The sequence below is a fragment of the Pseudomonas sp. PS01301 genome (genome assembly GCF_029960215.1).
Taxonomy (GTDB): domain Bacteria; phylum Pseudomonadota; class Gammaproteobacteria; order Pseudomonadales; family Pseudomonadaceae; genus Aquipseudomonas; species Aquipseudomonas coleopterorum.
In genome coordinates this window covers 54,618-73,549 of record NZ_JASCPM010000015.1, presented here as the reverse complement: position 1 = coordinate 73,549, position 18,932 = coordinate 54,618, and the positions used below count along the sequence as shown (strand labels likewise).

The following is an 18,932-nucleotide window of genomic DNA, read 5'->3' as shown; positions in this document are numbered from 1 at the left end:
GGCCGACGCCGGCTACATTCGCTCTCGCTTTCAAGGCCTTTTGCATGTCCGATCCTCGCTATCAGATCGACGTCAGCGTCGTGACCCGTTTCCTGCCCGAACAGTCCCAACCCGAGCAGCATCGTTTTGCTTTCGCCTATACCGTGACTGTGCTCAACAACGGACAACTGCCCGCTCGCTTGCTATCACGACACTGGGTGATCACCGATGGCGATGGCAAGGTCGAAGAAGTCCGTGGTCCGGGCGTGATCGGCCAGCAACCACTTATTGCTGCAGGCGCGAGTCATACCTACTCAAGCGGTACGGTCATGGCCACCACCGTGGGCAACATGCAGGGCAGTTATCAGATGCAAGCTGAGGACGGCAAGCAGTTCGAAGCCGTAATCGCGCCGTTTCGCCTCGCCGTGCCGGGAGCTCTGCACTGATGGCGGTGTACGCAGTCGGTGACTTGCAAGGCTGTCTGGAACCCCTCAAGTGCTTGCTGCAACGGGTCGCCTTCGACGCGACGAAAGACACCTTGTGGCTAGTGGGTGACCTGGTCAATCGCGGACCGAGCTCGCTGGAAACCCTGCGCTATCTGTATGCCATACGCGAGTCGGTGGTCTGCGTGCTGGGCAACCATGACCTGCACCTGCTGGCGGTAGCCCACAACGCCGAACGACTCAAGCGCGGCGATACTCTGCGCGAGATCCTCGAAGCGCCAGACGGCCCGCAACTACTGGACTGGCTACGCCGCCAGAAGCTGCTGCACTACGATGAGCAACGCAATACCGTTCTGGTTCATGCCGGGATTCCGCCCCAGTGGTCGCTGCGCAAGGCCCTGCGCCTGGCCGCCGAAGTCGAGACGGCTCTGCGTGACGACAACCTGTTTCAGCCCTATCTGGATGGCATGTACGGTAACGAGCCGAACAAGTGGGACAAGGAACTGCAGGGCGCCGCTCGTCTGCGTGTGATCACCAATTACTTCACCCGCATGCGCTTCTGCACCGCCGACGGCAAGCTCGACCTCAAAGGCAAGGAAGGCGCCGACACCGCGCTGCCCGGTTACGCGCCCTGGTTCGCGCACAAGGAGCGCAAGACCCGCGACCTCAAGATCATCTTCGGCCATTGGGCGGCCCTGGAAGGTCGCTGTGACGCGCCGGGCGTGTTCGCGCTCGACACCGGTTGCGTATGGGGCGGCGCGATGACCCTGCTCGACGTCGACAGTGGCGTGCGCCTGTCATGCCAATGCACCGACCAGGGCGGGGCAATTGCACCCAAACCGATGCCTGCGGCAGATTTCCCTCCCCCCGGCGACAAACGCTAGAATGGATGCCCAGCCCAGGAGCCTGCCCATGACCGAATTCCAACGCATCCCTCCGCAACAAGCCCACAGCCTACGCGAACAGGGCGCCGTGGTGGTCGACATCCGCGATCCGCAGACCTTCGCGGCCAGCCACATCACCGACTCCACGCACCTGGACAACCACTCGCTGCACGATTTCATCAAGGCAGCCGACCTGGACAAACCGCTGGTCGTGGTCTGCTACCACGGCAACTCCAGCCAGAGCGCCGCCGCCTATCTGGTCAGCCAAGGGTTCTCCGACGTCTACAGTCTGGATGGTGGCTTCGAGTTGTGGCGCACCACCTTTCCGAGCGAAACCAGCCAGGCCTGAATCCTCGGCGGCGGGCAAGGCGCGACGAATTTTTTTTTCGTGCGCCGACGCCGCGCCCCACGGGCCTTCCCGGCATCGGCGCAAAGCCTTGCCGACACTTAATTGCGCATCCGCCCTTGAAGTCCCCGATTACCAACTATCCTTTAGCTCAGGCCATCCATAACAGGGGAGAGCCGGTACACCGGCGCGCGGGTCAATCGGTAAAGACTACATGGGTGTTCTGGGGGGTATACGGCCACCAAGGGGTTCAGGTGACCGCCAGCATCAACTGAGTGATCCGACGTCGGCTCCACGTATCGAGCGAGGTGACGTCATGAGTATTTTTAGCCACTTCCAACAACGCTTCGAATCCACACGCCAGGAAGAGCTCTCATTACAGGAGTACCTCGAGCTGTGCAAAAAGGACCGTAGCACCTACGCCTCCGCCGCCGAGCGGATACTGATGGCGATCGGGGAGCCCGAATTGCTCGATACTTCGACCAATTCCAGGCTGTCGCGCATCTTTTCCAACAAGGTGATCCGCCGCTACCCCGCCTTCGAAGACTTTCACGGCATGGAGGAATGCATCGACCAGATCGTGTCGTACTTCCGCCATGCTGCACAGGGTCTGGAAGAAAAGAAACAGATCCTGTACCTGCTCGGCCCGGTCGGTGGCGGCAAGTCGTCGCTGGCCGAGAAGCTAAAGCAGTTGATCGAGAAGGTGCCGTTCTATGCCATCAAGGGCTCGCCGGTGTTCGAGTCGCCCCTGGGCCTGTTCAATGCCACCGAGGACGGCGCGATCCTGGAGGAAGACTTCGGCATTCCGCAGCGCTACCTGAGTACCATCATGTCGCCTTGGGCGACCAAGCGCCTGGCTGAATTCGGCGGCGACATCAGCCAGTTCCGCGTGGTCAAGCTCTATCCTTCCATCCTCAACCAGATCGCCGTGGCCAAGACCGAGCCGGGGGACGAGAACAACCAGGACATTTCCGCGCTGGTGGGCAAGGTGGACATCCGCAAGCTGGAGGAATACCCGCAGAACGACGCCGACGCCTACAGCTACTCCGGTGCCCTGTGTCGCGCCAACCAGGGGCTGATGGAGTTCGTCGAGATGTTCAAGGCGCCGATCAAGGTGCTCCATCCGTTGCTGACTGCCACTCAGGAAGGCAACTACAACAGCACCGAAGGCCTGGGCGCGATTCCCTACTCCGGCATCCTGCTTGCGCACTCCAACGAATCGGAATGGCACAGCTTCCGCAACAACAAGAACAACGAGGCGTTCATCGACCGGATCTACATCGTCAAAGTGCCGTACTGCCTGCGCGTGAGCGACGAGATCAAGATCTACGACAAGCTGCTGTTCAACAGTTCGCTGTCCAAGGCCCACTGCGCACCCGACACCCTGAAGATGCTCGCCCAGTTCACCACCCTGTCGCGGCTCAAGGAGCCGGATAACTCCAACATCTACTCGAAGATGCGCGTCTACGACGGCGAAAACCTCAAGGACACCGATCCCAAGGCCAAGTCGATCCAGGAGTACCGCGACACAGCAGGTGTGGACGAAGGGATGAATGGTCTGTCGACGCGCTTCGCGTTCAAGATCCTGTCCAAGGTGTTCAACTTCGATCCACACGAAATCGCCGCCAACCCGGTGCATCTGCTTTACGTACTGGAGCAGCAGATCGAGCAGGAGCAGTTCCCTGCCGAGGTGCGTGAGCGCTACCTGCGTTTCCTCAAGGAATACCTGGCTCCGCGCTACATCGAGTTCATCGGCAAGGAGATCCAGACCGCGTACCTGGAGTCCTACAGCGAGTACGGCCAGAACATCTTCGACCGTTACGTGCTGTACGCCGATTTCTGGATTCAGGATCAGGAATACCGCGATCCGGAAACCGGAGAAATCCTCAACCGTGTGGCTCTCAACGAAGAACTGGAGAAGATCGAGAAGCCGGCCGGCATCAGCAATCCGAAGGATTTCCGCAACGAGATCGTCAACTTCGTGTTGCGCGCCCGCGCCAACAACAATGGCAAGAACCCAACCTGGCTCAGCTACGAGAAGCTGCGCGTGGTGATCGAGAAGAAGATGTTCTCCAACACCGAGGATCTGCTTCCGGTCATCAGCTTCAACGCCAAGGCCAGCAAGGAGGACCAGCAGAAACACAACGATTTCGTCACTCGCATGGTCGAGCGTGGCTATACCGACAAGCAGGTACGCCTGCTGTCCGAGTGGTATCTGCGGGTCAGGAAGTCGCAGTGATCGCGCGGTAAGCTTCAGGCAGCGAAGGGCCCGGACGGACATGACCGTCCGGGCGCCTCGCCGCTCTCGACTTGTGGCTTGCAGCCAGGCTGCCCGGAGGCCTAATGAGCTATGTGATCGACCGACGCCTCAATGGCAAGAACAAGAGCACGGTGAACCGCCAGCGATTTCTGCGGCGTTACCGTGATCACATCAAGAAGGCCGTGGAAGAAGCGGTCGGCCGCCGCTCCATCACCGACATGGAACACGGCGAGCAGATCAGCATTCCCGGTCGCGACATCGACGAACCGGTGCTGCATCACGGCCGTGGTGGCCAGCAGACCGTGGTGCACCCCGGCAACAAGGAGTTCACGGCCGGTGAACACATCGCTCGCCCCCAAGGCGGTGGGGGTGGCGGCAAAGGGCCTGGAAAGGCGGGCAACTCCGGCGAAGGCATGGACGAGTTCGTGTTCCAGATCACCCAGGAAGAATTCCTCGAATTCATGTTCGAAGACCTCGAACTGCCCAACCTGGTCAAGCGCAACCTCAGCGGTACCGACACCTACAAGACGGTACGCGCCGGGATCAGCAACGAGGGCAACCCCTCACGCATCAACATCATCCGCACCCTGCGTTCCGCCCACGCGCGGCGCATCGCGCTCTCGGGCAGCAGCCGCGCCAAGCTCAAGGCGGCCAAACTCGAACTCGAACGCCTGAAGATCGAAGAGCCAGACAACTTTGGTGACATCCAGGCCCTGATGGGGGAAATCGAGAAGCTCAGCGCCCGCATCCATCGAGTGCCCTTCCTCGACACTTTCGACGTGAAGTACAACCTGCTGGTCAAACACCCCAACCCAAGCTCCAAGGCAGTGATGTTCTGCCTCATGGATGTGTCCGGTTCCATGACTCAGGCGACCAAGGACATCGCCAAGCGGTTCTTCATCCTGCTGTACCTGTTCCTCAAGCGTAACTACGACAAGATCGAGGTGGTATTCATCCGCCACCACACCAGCGCCCGCGAAGTCGACGAAGAAGAATTCTTCTACTCCCGCGAGACTGGCGGCACCATCGTTTCCAGCGCGTTGAAGCTGATGCAGGAAATCATGGCGGCGCGCTACCCGACCAACGAATGGAACATCTATGCCGCCCAGGCCTCGGACGGCGACAACTGGAACGACGACTCGCCCATCTGTCGGGAAATCCTCACCAAGCAGATCATGCCGTTCGTGCAGTACTACACCTATGTGGAGATCACGCCGCGCGAACATCAGGCGCTGTGGTACGAATACGAGCGCATCAGCGATTCGTTCGCCGATACGTTCGCCCAGCAACAGCTGGTGTCGGCCGGGGATATCTATCCGGTCTTCCGTGAACTCTTCCAGCGCAGGTTAGCGACATGACCGCCAGAGAGCAGAAGCGTCAACCCATCTCCACGGGCTCGGAATGGACGTTCGAGCTCATCCAGACCTATGACCGGGAAATCAGCCGCATCGCCGAGCGCTATGCGCTGGACACCTACCCCAACCAGATCGAGGTGATCACGGCCGAGCAGATGATGGATGCGTATGCTTCGGTCGGCATGCCGCTGGGCTATCACCATTGGTCCTACGGCAAACACTTTCTCAGTACCGAGAAATCCTACACGCGCGGTCAGATGGGGCTGGCCTACGAGATCGTCATCAACTCCGATCCGTGCATCGCCTACCTGATGGAAGAGAACACCATCTGCATGCAGGCGCTGGTGGTGGCTCACGCCTGCTATGGGCACAACAGTTTCTTCAAGGGCAACTACCTGTTCCGCACCTGGACCGACGCCAGTTCGATCATCGATTACCTGGTGTTCGCCAAGTCCTACATCATGAAGTGCGAAGAGCGGCATGGTATCGATGCCGTGGAAGACCTGCTCGACTCCTGCCACGCGTTGATGAACTACGGTGTCGATCGCTACAAGCGTCCGTATCCGATTTCCGCCGAGGAGGAACGTCGCCGCCAGGCCGACCGCGAGGAACACCTGCAGCGCCAGATCAACGATCTGTGGCGCACCATCCCCAAGGGCGCCGACAAGAACCGCGAGGAGGACAACGCCCGGTTTCCGGCCGAGCCGCAGGAGAACATCCTCTACTTCATCGAGAAACACGCGCCGTTGCTCGAGCCATGGCAACGCGAGATCGTCAGGATCGTGCGCAAGATCGCGCAGTACTTCTATCCCCAGCGCCAGACCCAGGTGATGAACGAAGGCTGGGCGACGTTCTGGCACTACACCCTGATGAACGACCTCTACGACGAGGGCCTGGTCACCGACGGTTTCATGATGGAGTTTCTGCAGTCGCACACCAGCGTGGTGTTCCAGCCGGGTTTCGACAGCCCCTACTACAACGGTATCAACCCCTATGCGCTGGGTTTTGCCATGTACCGGGACATACGGCGCATGTGCGAACACCCGGACGACGAGGATCGCCGCTGGTTTCCCGAGATTGCCGGCAGTGACTGGCTGTCGACGATCAAGTTCGCCATGAGCAGCTTCAAGGACGAGAGCTTCATCCTGCAGTACCTGTCGCCCAAGGTCATCCGCGACCTGAAGCTGTTCAGCATCATGGACGACGACCAGCGCGACGAACTGCTGGTGCCGGCGATCCACGACGAGAACGGCTATCGCACGATCCGCGAGACCCTGGCGGCGCAATACAACCTGGGCAACCGCGAGCCCAACGTGCAGATCTGGAGCATCGATCGACGCGGTGACCGCTCATTGACCCTGCGCCATCAGCAACACGACCGCAAGCCGCTGGGTGAATCCACCGAGGAAGTGCTCAAGCACCTGCACCGTTTGTGGGGCTTCGACATCCATCTGGAGACGCTGCAGGGCGATCAACTGGTCAAGACGCACCACGTGCCGCCGCGCAACGAGCACACGGACGGCAGCCATGGGCGGGCGGACCTCAACGTCGTGCACCTCTGAGGCCGGCGCACTGGGCAAACCTTCGGTGGCTTGGTGTTATCCTTCGCGGCCATCGGAGGTGTTGCAATGAAGATCTATGAAGTGGGCGGCGCGGTGCGCGATCGCCTTCTGGGTATACCTGTCACCGACATCGATCGCGTGGTCGTGGGTGCCAGCGCGGAACGAATGCTCGCTGACGGGTACCGGCCGGTCGGCAGCGATTTCCCGGTGTTTCTGCATCCGCAGACCGGCGAAGAATATGCCCTAGCGCGTACCGAGCGCAAAAGCGGCCGCGGCTACGGTGGTTTCGTATTCCACGCCAGCCCGGACGTAACCCTGGAGGAGGACCTGTCGCGGCGCGACTTGACCATCAATGCCATGGCCGAGGACGACGAAGGTCGGATCATCGATCCCTACGGTGGCCAGCAAGACCTGCATGACCGCCTGCTCAAGCACGTCTCCCCCGCTTTCATCGAAGATCCCCTGCGCGTATTGCGGGTTGCACGCTTCGCTGCCCGCTATGCCGGACTGGGTTTTCAAGTGGCCGAACCGACCTTGCAATTGATGCGTCAACTGAGTGAATCGGGCGAGTTGCAGGCCCTGACGGCCGAACGCAGTTGGAAGGAAATTTCCCGGGCGCTGTTGGAAGCGCATCCACAAGTGTTCATTCAGGTGCTGCGCGACTGCGGAGCATTGGAACAATTGCTCCCCGAAGTGGACGCGTTGTTCGGCGTACCGCAACCGCCTGCTCATCATCCGGAGATCGACACCGGGGTGCATACCTTGAGCGTGCTGGAACAGGCCGCGCGGCATGAGCAGCCGCTGACCGTGCGCTGGGCGTGTCTGTTGCACGATCTGGGCAAGGGCACCACGCGACCCAGCGAGTGGCCGCGGCATATCGCTCACGAGCAGCGCGGCGTGAAGTTGATCAAGGCGGTTAACGAGCGCTTCAAGGTGCCCAAGGATTGCCAGGAACTGGCGGTGCTTGTGGGTGAATACCACACCCATGGGCATCGGGCTCTGGAGCTCAAACCGTCGACCTTGCTGGAACTGTTGCAGAACTTCGACGTGTACCGGCGTCCCCAGCGCTTCGAGGATTTCATCATGGCGTGCGAAATGGACGCGCGTGGACGGTTGGGGTTCGAGGGGCGAGAGTACCCTCAGGCAGATTATCTGCGCGGTGCAGCTGCGGCGGCGCGGGGGGTGGCGGTACAGCCGCTGGTTGCCCAGGGGTTCAAGGGGCAGGCGCTGGGTGAAGCGTTGAAACGGGCACGGTTGGAGGTGTTGAAGGAGTACAAGGCGGGCGTTTGAATGGTGATGGTTGAGGGTGGCTTTGCGGGCCTCTTCGCGGGCAGAGACCCGCTCCCACAGGTGATCCCACTTCACCATGGAAGCCACAGGTGATCCCACTTCCCCATGGGAGCCACAGGTGATCCCACTTCCCTGTGGGAGCGGGTCTCTGCCCGCGAAGAAGGCGCGAGCGATCTAAAGCGTGGCAGGGGTCAACTGCTGTCCGCGCCATTCGAAGGGGACAGGCGCCAATACCTGGTCGATACTCGCCTCGCGCCACAACCGGCCAAGACTCACGCCTGTACCCGGATGCACCAACTCTGGCGCAATCAGCGCCAATGGCCACAGGACGAACGCGTTTTTCAGAATTTCGGCACGCGGCAATATCAGCCCATCGAAGTTGCCGACCAGGTCGGCGTACAACAATACATCGATATCCAGCGGCAGCCCCTTGCGGTCCGGGGCGTAGCGGCCATTGTCGGCCTCGATGAATTTCAGCCGACGGTCCAGCTCCGCCAACGGCAGATCGGTCAGCGCGGTGACCACCAGGTTGAAGAACGGGCCGCTCTTGATGCCCACCGGCTGGCTTTCGAATACGGCCGAGCAGCGCAGGTCCACGAGGAAGGCGGCCAACGCGTCGAGGCCGGCGCACAGATGACGCTGGCGATCGACGTTGCTGCCCAGTCCCAGATAGATTCGATTCAGCGACATCCGCGCTCGATCTCCACGCCCACACCCTGCGCCGCCGCGACGGCACCCGGCTTGGTGACTTTGAGCCGCAGCCAGGGAATACCGAATTCGCTCATCAGCAATTGGGCAAGGCGCTCGGCGAAGGTCTCGACCAGCTCGAAGCGCGCCTGGGCGGCAAAGGCCTGGATGCGCTGCGAGACGGTCGCGTAGTCCAGCGCGAGCGTCAGATCGTCGCCCGCGGCAGCCGGACGGTTGTCCCAGGCGAATATCAGGTCCAGACGCAGGCACTGACGAATGTCACGCTCCCAATCATAGGCGCCGATCACCGTGTCGACTTCCAGGCCTTCGATAAACACTCTGTCCAAGCACTTCACTCCGCAGCACGACAAGGGCGCCTGGCGCCGTTAGAATCAAGGGTTTCCCTACCCGGAAATAAAGCATGTTCTGGTTGCTGGCGCTTGGCGCCTACCTGCTCGGCTCGCTGTCCTTCGCTATCGTGCTCAGCCGCGCGACGGGCACTCCCGACCCGCGAATGAGCGGTTCGGGCAACGCCGGCGCGACCAACATGCTACGCCTGGCCGGTAAAAAGCTCGCCATCCTCACTCTGCTGGGCGACTTGTGCAAGGGTTTGCTGCCGGTACTGATTGCCGCGCAAGCCGGGATGACGCTCGCACAGCAAGCCTGGATCGGGCTCTGCGCGGTGATCGGCCACCTGTTTCCGCTGTATTTCCGCTTCAAGGGCGGCAAGGGCGTGGCCACCTCCGCAGGCCTGCTGCTGGGCCTGTACCCGCCTGCCGCGCTGCTGGCCATGGCTGCCTGGGCGCTGACCTTTCGGCTCACGCGCACCAGTTCACTCGCAGCCCTGATCGCCACGCCACTGACCTTGCCGCTGCTGGCCTGGCAACGCCCAGAGACACTGCTGCCCCTGAGCGTGCTGACCATCCTGATCATCTGGCGTCACCGCGGCAACCTGCGCGATCTGTTCGCTGGCCGCGAGCGGCACTTCTGAGCAGGCTGGCCGGCGCGTTCAGAGCGCTGGCAATTGCTCCATCGGCCAACGTGCCTGGACACTGATGGCCAGGGTTTCCTGCTGCCCGGCCAACAGACGCTGACATCCAGCATAGGCGATCATGGCACCGTTATCGGTGCAGAACTGCGGGCGGGCGTAATAGACGTTGCCACCCAGCTCGCCCAGCATCTTTTCCAGGCCCTGGCGCAACGACTGGTTGGCACTCACCCCACCGGCGATCACCAGGCGCTTGAGGCCGGTCTGCTTCAAGGCCCGGCGGCATTTGTAGGTCAGCGTATCGACCACCGCCTGCTCGAACGCCAGAGAGATATCGCAGCGAGTCTGTTCGCCGTCATCGCCAGCGCTGCGGCACTGCTGCCAGGTGTTGAGCGCGAAGGTCTTCAGACCGCTGAAACTGAAATCCAGGCCAGGGCGGTCGCACATCGGACGAGGAAAGGTGAAGCGCCCGGCCACGCCCTGTCTGGCCAGGCGGGCAATCTCCGGGCCGCCCGGGTAGTTCAGGCCGATCAGTTTGGCAGTCTTGTCGAAGGCTTCCCCGGCCGCATCGTCCAAGGTCTCGCCGAGCAAGGCGTACTGGCCAATGCCGTCGACCTGGACCAATTGCGTATGGCCGCCGGATACCAGCAGGGCAACGAACGGAAACTGCGGCGGTTGCTCTTCCAGCATGGGTGCCAGCAGATGGCCTTCCATGTGGTGCACGCCCAACGCCGGTATGTCCCAGGCGAATGCCAGCGCCTGGGCGCAGGAGGCGCCGACCAGCAGCGCGCCGACCAGGCCGGGGCCGGCGGTATAGGCGATGGCGTCGATCTCGGTGGCCGCGCAGTCGGCCTCGGCCAACACCTGACGGATCAGCGGCAGCATGCGCTTGACGTGGTCGCGCGAGGCAAGCTCAGGCACCACCCCGCCATAGGCGCGATGCAGGTCGATCTGGCTGAACAGCGCATCGGCCAGCAAGCCGCGTTCACTGTCGTATAATGCGACACCGGTTTCGTCGCAGGACGTTTCCAATCCCAGTACTAGCATGGCCAGGCCTTGTGGAGCTGTATTCGAAGGCGCGCATGATAGTCGTCGAACAGGGCACCGACCAGCGGTTTTCGATCAGAGGCTTTGCATTCCTGCTGGGTAAGGGTTAACATCCGCAACCCTTAAAAACCGACGTACTTATGCGCGCTTTTGCCATGAGATGTCGACCCCGGTAATGAATGAAGGTAGCTCTGGATGCCAGCCGTCAAAGTTAAAGAGAACGAACCCTTCGACGTAGCTCTGCGTCGTTTCAAGCGCTCCTGCGAAAAAGCCGGTGTACTGGCTGAAGTTCGTAGCCGCGAATTTTACGAGAAGCCGACTTCGGAGCGTAAGCGCAAGGCAGCAGCCGCTGTCAAACGTCACGCCAAGAAAGTCCAGCGCGAACAGCGCCGCGCCGTTCGTCTGTACTAATACACAGACGTTCGTCGCAAGCTTCTGCCTTGCCCGGCCCACAGCCGGGCTGCCGGCAGTTGCCGCAGTACCCCGCCTCAAACGTCAGAACTGGCTTCATTGCCAGATCGTGCACGTCATCCTGACGAGCCTTGCAAGGCTGCAGACGAGCACACTTATTCCGTTGGTAACGCCCTCCTTCGACTGCTGCCCAAGGCGCCGTTGAACGCAGAGACGTTTCCGACATAGAAATCAGCGCTGCAAAACCTGCCAGACTGATTTCCAATGGGTACACTTCCGCTCCTGGGCTGCTGATAAAGAGAACGCCATGGCCGGGCTGATTCCCCAAGGCTTCATCGACGACCTGCTCAACCGCACTGACATCGTCGATGTGGTGCAGTCACGTCTGCAAATGAAGAAAGCCGGCAAGAACTACACCGCCTGCTGCCCTTTCCACAAGGAAAAGACCCCCTCTTTCAGCGTCAGCCCCGACAAGCAGTTCTATTACTGTTTCGGCTGCGGCGCCGGTGGCAACGCCCTTGGCTTCATCATGGACCACGACAACCTGGACTTTCCCCAGGCCGTCGAGGAACTGGCCAAGGCCGCCGGTATGGAAGTGCCGCGCGAAGACAGCGGGCGCAACAGCAAGCCGCGCCAGCCGACCGACTCACCGCTGTATCCGCTACTGGAAGCCGCTGCAGAGTTCTATCGCCTGGCGCTCAAGGGGCACCCGCAACGCCGGGCGGCCGTCGACTACCTCAAGGGCCGTGGCCTGTCCGGCGAGATCGCGCGCGATTTCGGCCTGGGCTTCGCACCGCCTGGCTGGGATAACCTGTTCAAGCACCTGAGCAGCGACAGCCTTCAGCAGAAAGCCATGATCGATGCGGGCCTGCTGGTGGAAAACGCCGACTCGGGCAAGCGCTACGACCGTTTCCGCGACCGCGTGATGTTTCCCATCCGAGATAGCCGCGGGCGGGTCATCGCCTTCGGCGGCCGGGTGCTGGGCGACGACAAGCCCAAGTACCTGAACTCCCCGGAAACCCCGGTGTTCCACAAGGGCCAGGAGCTGTACGGCCTGTACGAGGCGCGCAAGCACAACCGCAACCTCGACGAGATCATCGTCGTCGAGGGCTACATGGATGTCATTGCCCTGGCTCAGCAAGGCTTGCGCAACGCCGTCGCGACCTTGGGCACGGCCACCAGCGAGGAGCACCTCAAGCGTTTGTTTCGCGTGGTGCCCAGCGTGCTGTTCTGCTTCGACGGCGACCAGGCCGGCCGCAACGCCGCCTGGCGGGCGCTGGAAGCTGCGCTGCCGAGCCTGCAGGATGGGCGCAAGGCGCGCTTTCTGTTTCTGCCCGAAGGCGAAGACCCGGACACCCTGGTGCGCGCCGAAGGCTCCGACGCCTTCCGGGCTCGCATCAACCAACACGCGCAGCCGCTGGCGGATTATTTTTTCCAGCAACTGACCGAAGAAGCCGATCCGCGCTCGCTGGAAGGCAAGGCGCACATGGCGACGCTGGCCGCGCCGCTGATCGACAAGGTACCGGGCGCGAACCTGCGCACCCTGATGCGCAATCGCCTGAGCCAGATCACCGGTTTGAGTGGCGAGGCCGTCAGCCAGCTGGTGCAAAACGCACCCGCAGCGCCGACGCCCAGTCACGATCCGATGGCCGATTACGATTCGATGCCGGGTTATTCGCCGGACTTCAGTGACTTTCATGCGCCGCCGGCCTTCGAACCACAGCAACAATGGACATCGACCAAGACGTCCGGCAAGAAATGGGAAGGCAAGCCGTGGAAAGGCAAGGGCAAGCGTGATTTCGAACCGCGCCCGCAGCCTCGCACGCCGGTGACGGTGGAGCCGCCCACGCTCAGTGCACTGCGCACTCTGCTGCACTATCCGCAACTGGCGGAGAAGGTGGAGGATGTCAGTCATTTTGCCGACGAGGAACAACTGCACGCACAACTACTGGTGGCACTGCTCGAAGCCCTGCAGAAGAATCCCAAGCTACGCTCTCTGCAGTTGATCGCGCGATGGCACGGTACCGAACAAGGCAAGTTACTGCGCGCATTGGCCGAGAAAGAATGGCTGATCGATGCTGATAACCTTGAACAACAGTTTTTCGACACTATAACTAGCTTGTCTGCTCGCCAACGCGAGCGTTGTCTCGAGCATTTGCTCAGGAAATCAAGACAGAGTGAACTGAGCGCAGAGGAAAAGAATCAACTGCGCGAGCTCCTCAGCCGCAATGTTCACGCACAAACCCCGACCTCAACTGGCGCGTGAGGTCCTAGCTCGGGTATAATCCTCGGCTTGTTTTTTGCCCGCCAAGACCTTCAGTGGATAGGGTGTTATGTCCGGAAAAGCGCAACAGCAATCTCGCATCAAAGAGTTGATCACCCGTGGTCGTGAGCAGGGCTACCTGACTTACGCGGAGGTCAACGATCACCTGCCCGAGGATATTTCAGATCCGGAGCAGGTGGAAGACATCATCCGCATGATCAACGACATGGGGATCAACGTATTCGAGAGTGCTCCGGATGCGGATGCCCTTTTGTTGGCCGAAGCCGATACCGACGAAGCGGCGGCCGAAGAGGCCGCTGCGGCGTTGGCAGCGGTCGAAACCGACATCGGTCGCACGACCGACCCGGTGCGCATGTACATGCGCGAAATGGGTACGGTCGAGCTGCTCACGCGTGAAGGCGAAATCGAAATCGCCAAACGTATCGAAGAGGGCATCCGTGAGGTGATGGGCGCGATCGCGCACTTCCCCGGCACGGTCGAGCATATCCTCAGCGAATACGACCGCGTGACCACCGAGGGTGGTCGCCTGTCCGACGTGCTCAGCGGCTACATCGATCCGGACGACGGCATCGCGCCGCCGGCCGAGGTGCCGCCGCCGGTCGAGAAACCGGCCGACAAGGCCGACGCCAAGGATGACGACGAAGAAGAAAGCGACAGCGACGACGAGGAAGAGACCGAGAGCGGTCCCGATCCGGTCGTGGCCCAGCAGCGCTTCGGCGCCGTGTCCGATCAACTCGCCGTTACCCTGAAAGCGCTGAAGAAGCATGGCCGTCACAGCAAGCAAGGCATCGCCGAGATGCTCGCGCTGGCCGAGCTGTTCATGCCGATCAAGCTGGTGCCCAAGCAGTTCGAAGGCCTGGTGGAGCGTGTTCGTGGTGCCCTGGATCGCCTGCGTCAGCAGGAACGCGCCATTATGCAGTTGTGCGTTCGTGATGCTCGCATGCCGCGCGCCGACTTCCTGCGCCAGTTCCCTGGCAACGAAGTCGACCAGACCTGGAGCGATGCTCTGGCCAACGGCAAGGCTAAGTACGCCGAAGCCATCGGTCGCTTGCAGGCCGACATTCAGCGCTGCCAGCAGAAGCTGAGCGCGCTGGAAGCGGAAACCGGTCTGACCATCGCCGAGATCAAGGACATCAACCGTCGCATGTCGATCGGTGAAGCCAAGGCTCGCCGGGCGAAGAAGGAGATGGTCGAAGCCAACCTGCGTCTGGTGATCTCGATCGCCAAGAAGTACACCAACCGTGGCCTGCAATTCCTCGATCTGATTCAGGAAGGCAACATCGGCTTGATGAAGGCGGTGGACAAGTTCGAATACCGTCGCGGGTACAAGTTCTCGACGTACGCCACCTGGTGGATTCGTCAGGCCATCACCCGCTCGATCGCCGACCAGGCGCGCACCATCCGTATTCCGGTGCACATGATCGAGACCATCAACAAGCTGAACCGCATTTCGCGGCAGATGCTGCAGGAGATGGGTCGCGAGCCTACGCCGGAAGAGTTGGGCGAGCGCATGGAGATGCCCGAGGACAAGATCCGCAAGGTCTTGAAGATCGCCAAGGAGCCTATCTCCATGGAGACGCCGATCGGTGACGACGAAGACTCCCATCTGGGTGACTTCATCGAAGACTCGACCATGCAGTCGCCGATCGACGTGGCCACCGTGGAAAGCCTCAAGGAAGCCACGCGCGAAGTGCTGGGCGGCCTGACGGCACGGGAAGCCAAGGTGCTGCGCATGCGCTTCGGCATCGACATGAACACCGACCACACCCTCGAGGAAGTCGGCAAGCAGTTCGATGTTACCCGTGAGCGTATTCGTCAGATCGAAGCCAAGGCGCTGCGCAAGCTGCGTCATCCGACGAGAAGCGAGCACCTGCGCTCCTTCCTCGACGAATAAGCCTCAGCGACGAGCACCACCAGAACCCCCGGCCTTGCCGGGGGTTTTGCGTGATGGACCCATGACCCCAAAGTTTGTTCGCCCCCCTCTTCCCGCTGGCTGCCGCGCCCGACTACACTGGCCCTTCCTGCGATGGTCCAACGAGGCTGCCATGCATCGACTGCCGGCACTTGTGCTGCTGACTTCGCTCGCCGGGGCAGCCATCGCCGACACTGTTTCTCCCGCTGGTTACCCGCTTGGGCTAGTTGAACATCCGCCTTTGCTTGCGAGTGTGGCCGAGGCGCGCCCCCTGCTTGCCACGGCGCCAGACGCCAGTGTGCCAACGACGCAGCAAGCCTCGTCGGCCAATGCTGCGCCCGCCCGTGACTGGTACTCCGCCCTGATCTACGGCCTGCCCGGCCTGGTCATGCTGGTCATTGCCCTGGGCGTGGTGATCCGCATCAACCGGCGTCTGACGTCGGAAATCAGCCAACGCATCGCTCTGGAACGTGAGCTGCGCAGCAGCGAATACCATTACCGCGGTCTGATCGAGAGCCTTTCGGCCATCGCCTGGGAAGCCGACACGACCGACTACACCTACAGCTACGTCTCACCCCATGCCGAGGCGCTGCTGGGCTACCCGTTGCAGAGCTGGCTGGAGCCCGGTTTCTGGCAGCGCATCCTGCACCCGGAGGACGCGAGCTGGGCGCGCGATTACTGCGCCGAGCAGACCGCTGCAGGGGTGGGGCACTCCCTCGAATACCGCGTGATCACTGCAGACGGTCGCAGCCTGTGGGTGCGCGACATCGTCAGCTTGATCAAGCATGACCAGCGACCGGTGATGCGCGGCCTGATGATCGACATCAGTGAAACCAAGAAGATCGAAGAAGCCCAGCGCCTGTCCGAGCAGAAGTTCGCCTCGGTGTTTCGTCAGTGTCCCGACATTCTGGTCATTGCGCGGCTCAGCGACGGCTGCCTGCTGGAGGTCAACGAAGCCTTCGAGGAACAGATCGGCCTCAAGGCGGCACAGGTGGTCGGACGGCGTGCAGCGGAGCTCGACATCTGGGGCGTGGACGGCGTCGCGCCGCGACTGCTCAAGCGCCTGCAGGGCGGCAGCATCCGCAACCTGGAGATGACCTTTCGCCGCGACAACGGCCAGCGCTTCACCGGCCTGCTCTCGGCCGAACCGCTCCAGCTGGAAACCACGGCGGCGATGGTCGTGGTGGTGCGCGACATCAGCGAGCTCAAGCAGACCCAGCAGCGCCTGCAGATTTCCGAAGAAAAGTTCGCCAAGGCGTTCCACGCCTCGCCCGATGGCATGCTGCTGACTCGTCAGAGCGACGGCTTGCTGATCGAAGTCAACGAAGGCTTCAGCATCATGACCGGGCACAAGAGCAAGACGTCCCTGGATCGCTCGACCCTCGAACTGGGCATCTGGGCCGATCCCAACGAGCGCAAGCGGCTGCTGGACAAGCTGCAGCGGCAAGGCTTCGTTCGTGACTTCGTCTGCCGTATCCGGCGTATCGATGGCCAGGTGCGCCTGTGTGAGGTGTCGGTGCGACCGCTGCCCATCGGTGGGGACGCCTGCATGCTGACCATTGCCCGGGACATCACCGAGCGCCAGCAGATGCAGCACAAGCTGACCCTGGCCGCGACGGTGTTCGAGAGCACGGCCGAGGGCGTGCTGATCACCGACACCCAGCAACGCATCAGCATGGTCAACCGTGCCTTCACCGAGATCACCGGTTTTTCCGAACAGGAAGTGCTGGGCGAAACCCCTCGCCTGCTCGCCTCGGGCCAACACGACAGTGCGTTCTACATTGCCATGTGGCATCGCTTGGCCGCCGAGGGGCATTGGCAGGGCGAGATCTGCAACCGGCGCAAGAACGGCGAGCTGTACCCCAGTTGGCTGACCATCAGTTCAGTACGCAACAGCGAACAGGCCATCACCCATTTCGTCGCCGTGTTCGCCGACATCTCCAGCCTCAAGCACGCTCAGGCGCGGCTGGACTATCAGGCGCACCACGACCCGCTCACCGGCCTGCCCAACCGAACCCTGTTCGAAAGCCGTCTGGCCGCTGCCCTGGCCAACCAGACCGAAGCCGGTGGCCAGGGCGCGGTGCTGTTCCTGGACCTGGACCGCTTCAAGCACATCAACGACAGCCTCGGCCACCCTGTAGGCGACCTGCTGCTCAAAGGCATCGCCCAGCGCCTCAAGGAACAGGTGCGCGACATCGACACCGTGGCGCGCCTGGGCGGCGACGAGTTCATCATTCTGCTGCCGGGCCTGGCCCACGCCAGTGATGCGGAGCACATTGCCGCCAAGGTTCTGGCCTGCTTCGCTGCGCCCTTCCAGGCCGGTGACCATGAGTTCTTCACCAGTGCCAGCATCGGCACCAGCCTGTATCCCCAGGACGGCACCGACGTCGCCACCCTGGTGAAGAACGCCGATGCCGCCATGTACCGCTCCAAGGCCAAGGGCCGCAACCGCGTGGAGAGCTACACCCGCGACCTCACCACTCGGGCGACCATGCGCATCGCGCTGGAGCACGAGCTGCGCCGGGCGATCGAGCGCGATGAGCTGAGCCTGAGCTACCAGCCCAAGTTCAGCATCGACTCGGATCTGCTGGTCGGTGCCGAAGCGCTGATCCGCTGGAAGCACCCCAACTTCGGCGACGTGCCGCCCGAGCAATTCATTCCGCTGGCCGAAGAGAACGGCATGATCCTGCAGCTCGGCGATTGGGTGCTGGAGCAGGCCTGTCGGCAGCTGCGCGAGTGGAAACAGCTCTACCACGAGTTCGGCCCGCTGTCGGTCAACCTGGCCGGCGCGCAACTGCGCCAACCCAACCTGCTCAAGCGCATCGAAGGCCTGCTGGCCGACAGCGATCTGCGCCCGCAATCGCTGCAACTGGAGATCACCGAAAACTTCATCATGAGCCAGACCGAGGAAGCACTGGTGGTGCTGCATCAGCTCAAGCGTCTGGGTGTGCAACTGGCCATCGACGACTTCGGCACCGGCTACTCGTCGCTGAGCTACCTCAAGCGCCTGCCGCTGGACATCCTCAAGATCGACCAGTCCTTCGTCCGCGGCCTGCCCGACGACCCCCACGACGCCGCGATCGTACGCGCCATCATCGCCTTGGGCCGAAGCATGCAACTGACCGTTATCGCCGAGGGCGTGGAAACCGCCGCACAGCAAGCATTCCTGGCCCGCGAAGGCTGCGAGCAGATCCAGGGCTACCTCGTCAGCCTCCCCCTGCCCCCCGACCGATTCGCCGCGACCTTTCTTCGTATGCGCCTTACGGATTTTTCGGATAGCACTCCCTGCAATCCATCGCTATAATCGGCGGCCTTCTGGGGCCTATAGCTCAGTTGGTTAGAGCAGGGGACTCATAATCCCTTGGTCGCAGGTTCGAGTCCTGCTGGGCCCACCAAGATTTTGGAGCCGCGCTTTGCGCGGCTTTTTTTATTTCTGGCGAGATCATTCCAATACGGTCCCGTAGTGCAACGCTGCAAGGTGAAT

14 protein-coding genes, 1 tRNA gene and 1 pseudogene are annotated in these 18,932 nt (G+C 61.8%); 13 read left to right on the top strand and 3 right to left on the bottom strand.

The genetic code is table 11. The features are described 5' to 3' along the window. Nucleotides 1–44: 44 nt before the first annotated feature. The 7 genes from apaG (at nt 45) to QMX89_RS10550 (ending at nt 8,119) form a co-directional block, all read left to right on the top strand. Entirely contained in the window at nt 45–425 is a 381-nt protein-coding gene (gene apaG / locus QMX89_RS10580; RefSeq protein WP_049862410.1) for a Co2+/Mg2+ efflux protein ApaG, read from the top strand. Further along, nucleotides 425–1,306 (top strand): symmetrical bis(5'-nucleosyl)-tetraphosphatase, encoded by an 882-nt coding sequence (locus tag QMX89_RS10575; RefSeq protein ID WP_282348102.1) that lies wholly within the window; start codon nt 425–427, stop codon nt 1,304–1,306. Before apaG ends, QMX89_RS10575 begins: the two co-directional genes overlap by 1 nt. A gap of 28 nt (nt 1,307–1,334) precedes the next feature. After that, a complete protein-coding gene (gene glpE, locus QMX89_RS10570; RefSeq protein ID WP_049862412.1) occupies nt 1,335–1,655 on the top strand; it encodes a thiosulfate sulfurtransferase GlpE in 321 nt (106 codons plus the stop codon). Nucleotides 1,656–1,968: 313 nt separating this feature from the next. Beyond that, a complete protein-coding gene (locus QMX89_RS10565; RefSeq protein ID WP_049862413.1) occupies nt 1,969–3,891 on the top strand; it encodes a PrkA family serine protein kinase in 1,923 nt (640 codons plus the stop codon). Between the two features lie 104 nt (nt 3,892–3,995). Continuing rightward, entirely contained in the window at nt 3,996–5,270 is a 1,275-nt protein-coding gene (locus QMX89_RS10560; protein ID WP_282348101.1) for a YeaH/YhbH family protein, read from the top strand. After that, nucleotides 5,267–6,829 carry a SpoVR family protein gene (locus QMX89_RS10555; RefSeq protein WP_056845313.1) on the top strand — a complete coding sequence of 521 codons (1,563 nt, stop codon included), beginning with the start codon at nt 5,267–5,269 and terminating at the stop codon, nt 6,827–6,829. Before QMX89_RS10560 ends, QMX89_RS10555 begins: the two co-directional genes overlap by 4 nt. A gap of 66 nt (nt 6,830–6,895) precedes the next feature. Then, nucleotides 6,896–8,119 (top strand): multifunctional CCA addition/repair protein, encoded by a 1,224-nt coding sequence (locus QMX89_RS10550; RefSeq protein WP_282348098.1) that lies wholly within the window; start codon nt 6,896–6,898, stop codon nt 8,117–8,119. A 174-nt stretch (nt 8,120–8,293) separates the two neighbouring features. On the opposite strand, the gene folK is transcribed toward QMX89_RS10550, so the two are convergent. Next, nucleotides 8,294–8,809, bottom strand: a complete 516-nt coding sequence (gene folK / locus QMX89_RS10545) for a 2-amino-4-hydroxy-6-hydroxymethyldihydropteridine diphosphokinase (RefSeq protein ID WP_090360746.1) — start codon at nt 8,807–8,809, stop codon at nt 8,294–8,296. Then, nucleotides 8,800–9,153: a dihydroneopterin aldolase gene (gene folB, locus QMX89_RS10540; protein WP_282348096.1), complete on the bottom strand. Its 354-nt coding sequence runs from the start codon at nt 9,151–9,153 to the stop codon at nt 8,800–8,802. The genes folK and folB overlap by 10 nt, the downstream gene beginning before the upstream one ends. Nucleotides 9,154–9,227: 74 nt before the next feature. Between folB and plsY the strand changes: the two genes are divergently transcribed. Next, nucleotides 9,228–9,797, top strand: coding sequence for a glycerol-3-phosphate 1-O-acyltransferase PlsY (plsY, locus tag QMX89_RS10535; RefSeq protein WP_049862419.1), 570 nt, complete (start codon nt 9,228–9,230; stop codon nt 9,795–9,797). An 18-nt stretch (nt 9,798–9,815) separates the two neighbouring features. Here the strand turns inward: plsY and tsaD are convergent, their stop codons facing one another. After that, nucleotides 9,816–10,841 (bottom strand): tRNA (adenosine(37)-N6)-threonylcarbamoyltransferase complex transferase subunit TsaD, encoded by a 1,026-nt coding sequence (gene tsaD, locus QMX89_RS10530; protein WP_049862420.1) that lies wholly within the window; start codon nt 10,839–10,841, stop codon nt 9,816–9,818. Between the two features lie 195 nt (nt 10,842–11,036). Between tsaD and rpsU the strand changes: the two genes are divergently transcribed. The 5 genes and pseudogenes from rpsU to QMX89_RS10505 all read left to right on the top strand — a co-directional run bounded on the left by rpsU (nt 11,037) and on the right by QMX89_RS10505 (nt 18,843). After that, the gene (gene rpsU / locus QMX89_RS10525; protein WP_002551877.1) at nt 11,037–11,252 is read left to right on the top strand and encodes a 30S ribosomal protein S21; all 216 of its coding nucleotides are present in this window, start codon (nt 11,037–11,039) and stop codon (nt 11,250–11,252) included. Nucleotides 11,253–11,559: 307 nt separating this feature from the next. Next, the gene (dnaG, locus tag QMX89_RS10520) at nt 11,560–13,518 is read left to right on the top strand and encodes a DNA primase (protein ID WP_282348095.1); all 1,959 of its coding nucleotides are present in this window, start codon (nt 11,560–11,562) and stop codon (nt 13,516–13,518) included. 67 nt (nt 13,519–13,585) lie between these two features. Beyond that, nucleotides 13,586–15,430, top strand: coding sequence for an RNA polymerase sigma factor RpoD (gene rpoD / locus QMX89_RS10515; RefSeq protein WP_049862422.1), 1,845 nt, complete (start codon nt 13,586–13,588; stop codon nt 15,428–15,430). 379 nt (nt 15,431–15,809) lie between these two features. Next, a pseudogene (locus QMX89_RS10510) lies at nt 15,810–18,752 on the top strand (EAL domain-containing protein); the annotation flags it as partial. A gap of 14 nt (nt 18,753–18,766) precedes the next feature. Then, nucleotides 18,767–18,843: transfer RNA gene (locus tag QMX89_RS10505), tRNA-Ile, on the top strand. The last annotated feature ends 89 nt before the right edge of the window (nt 18,844–18,932 follow it).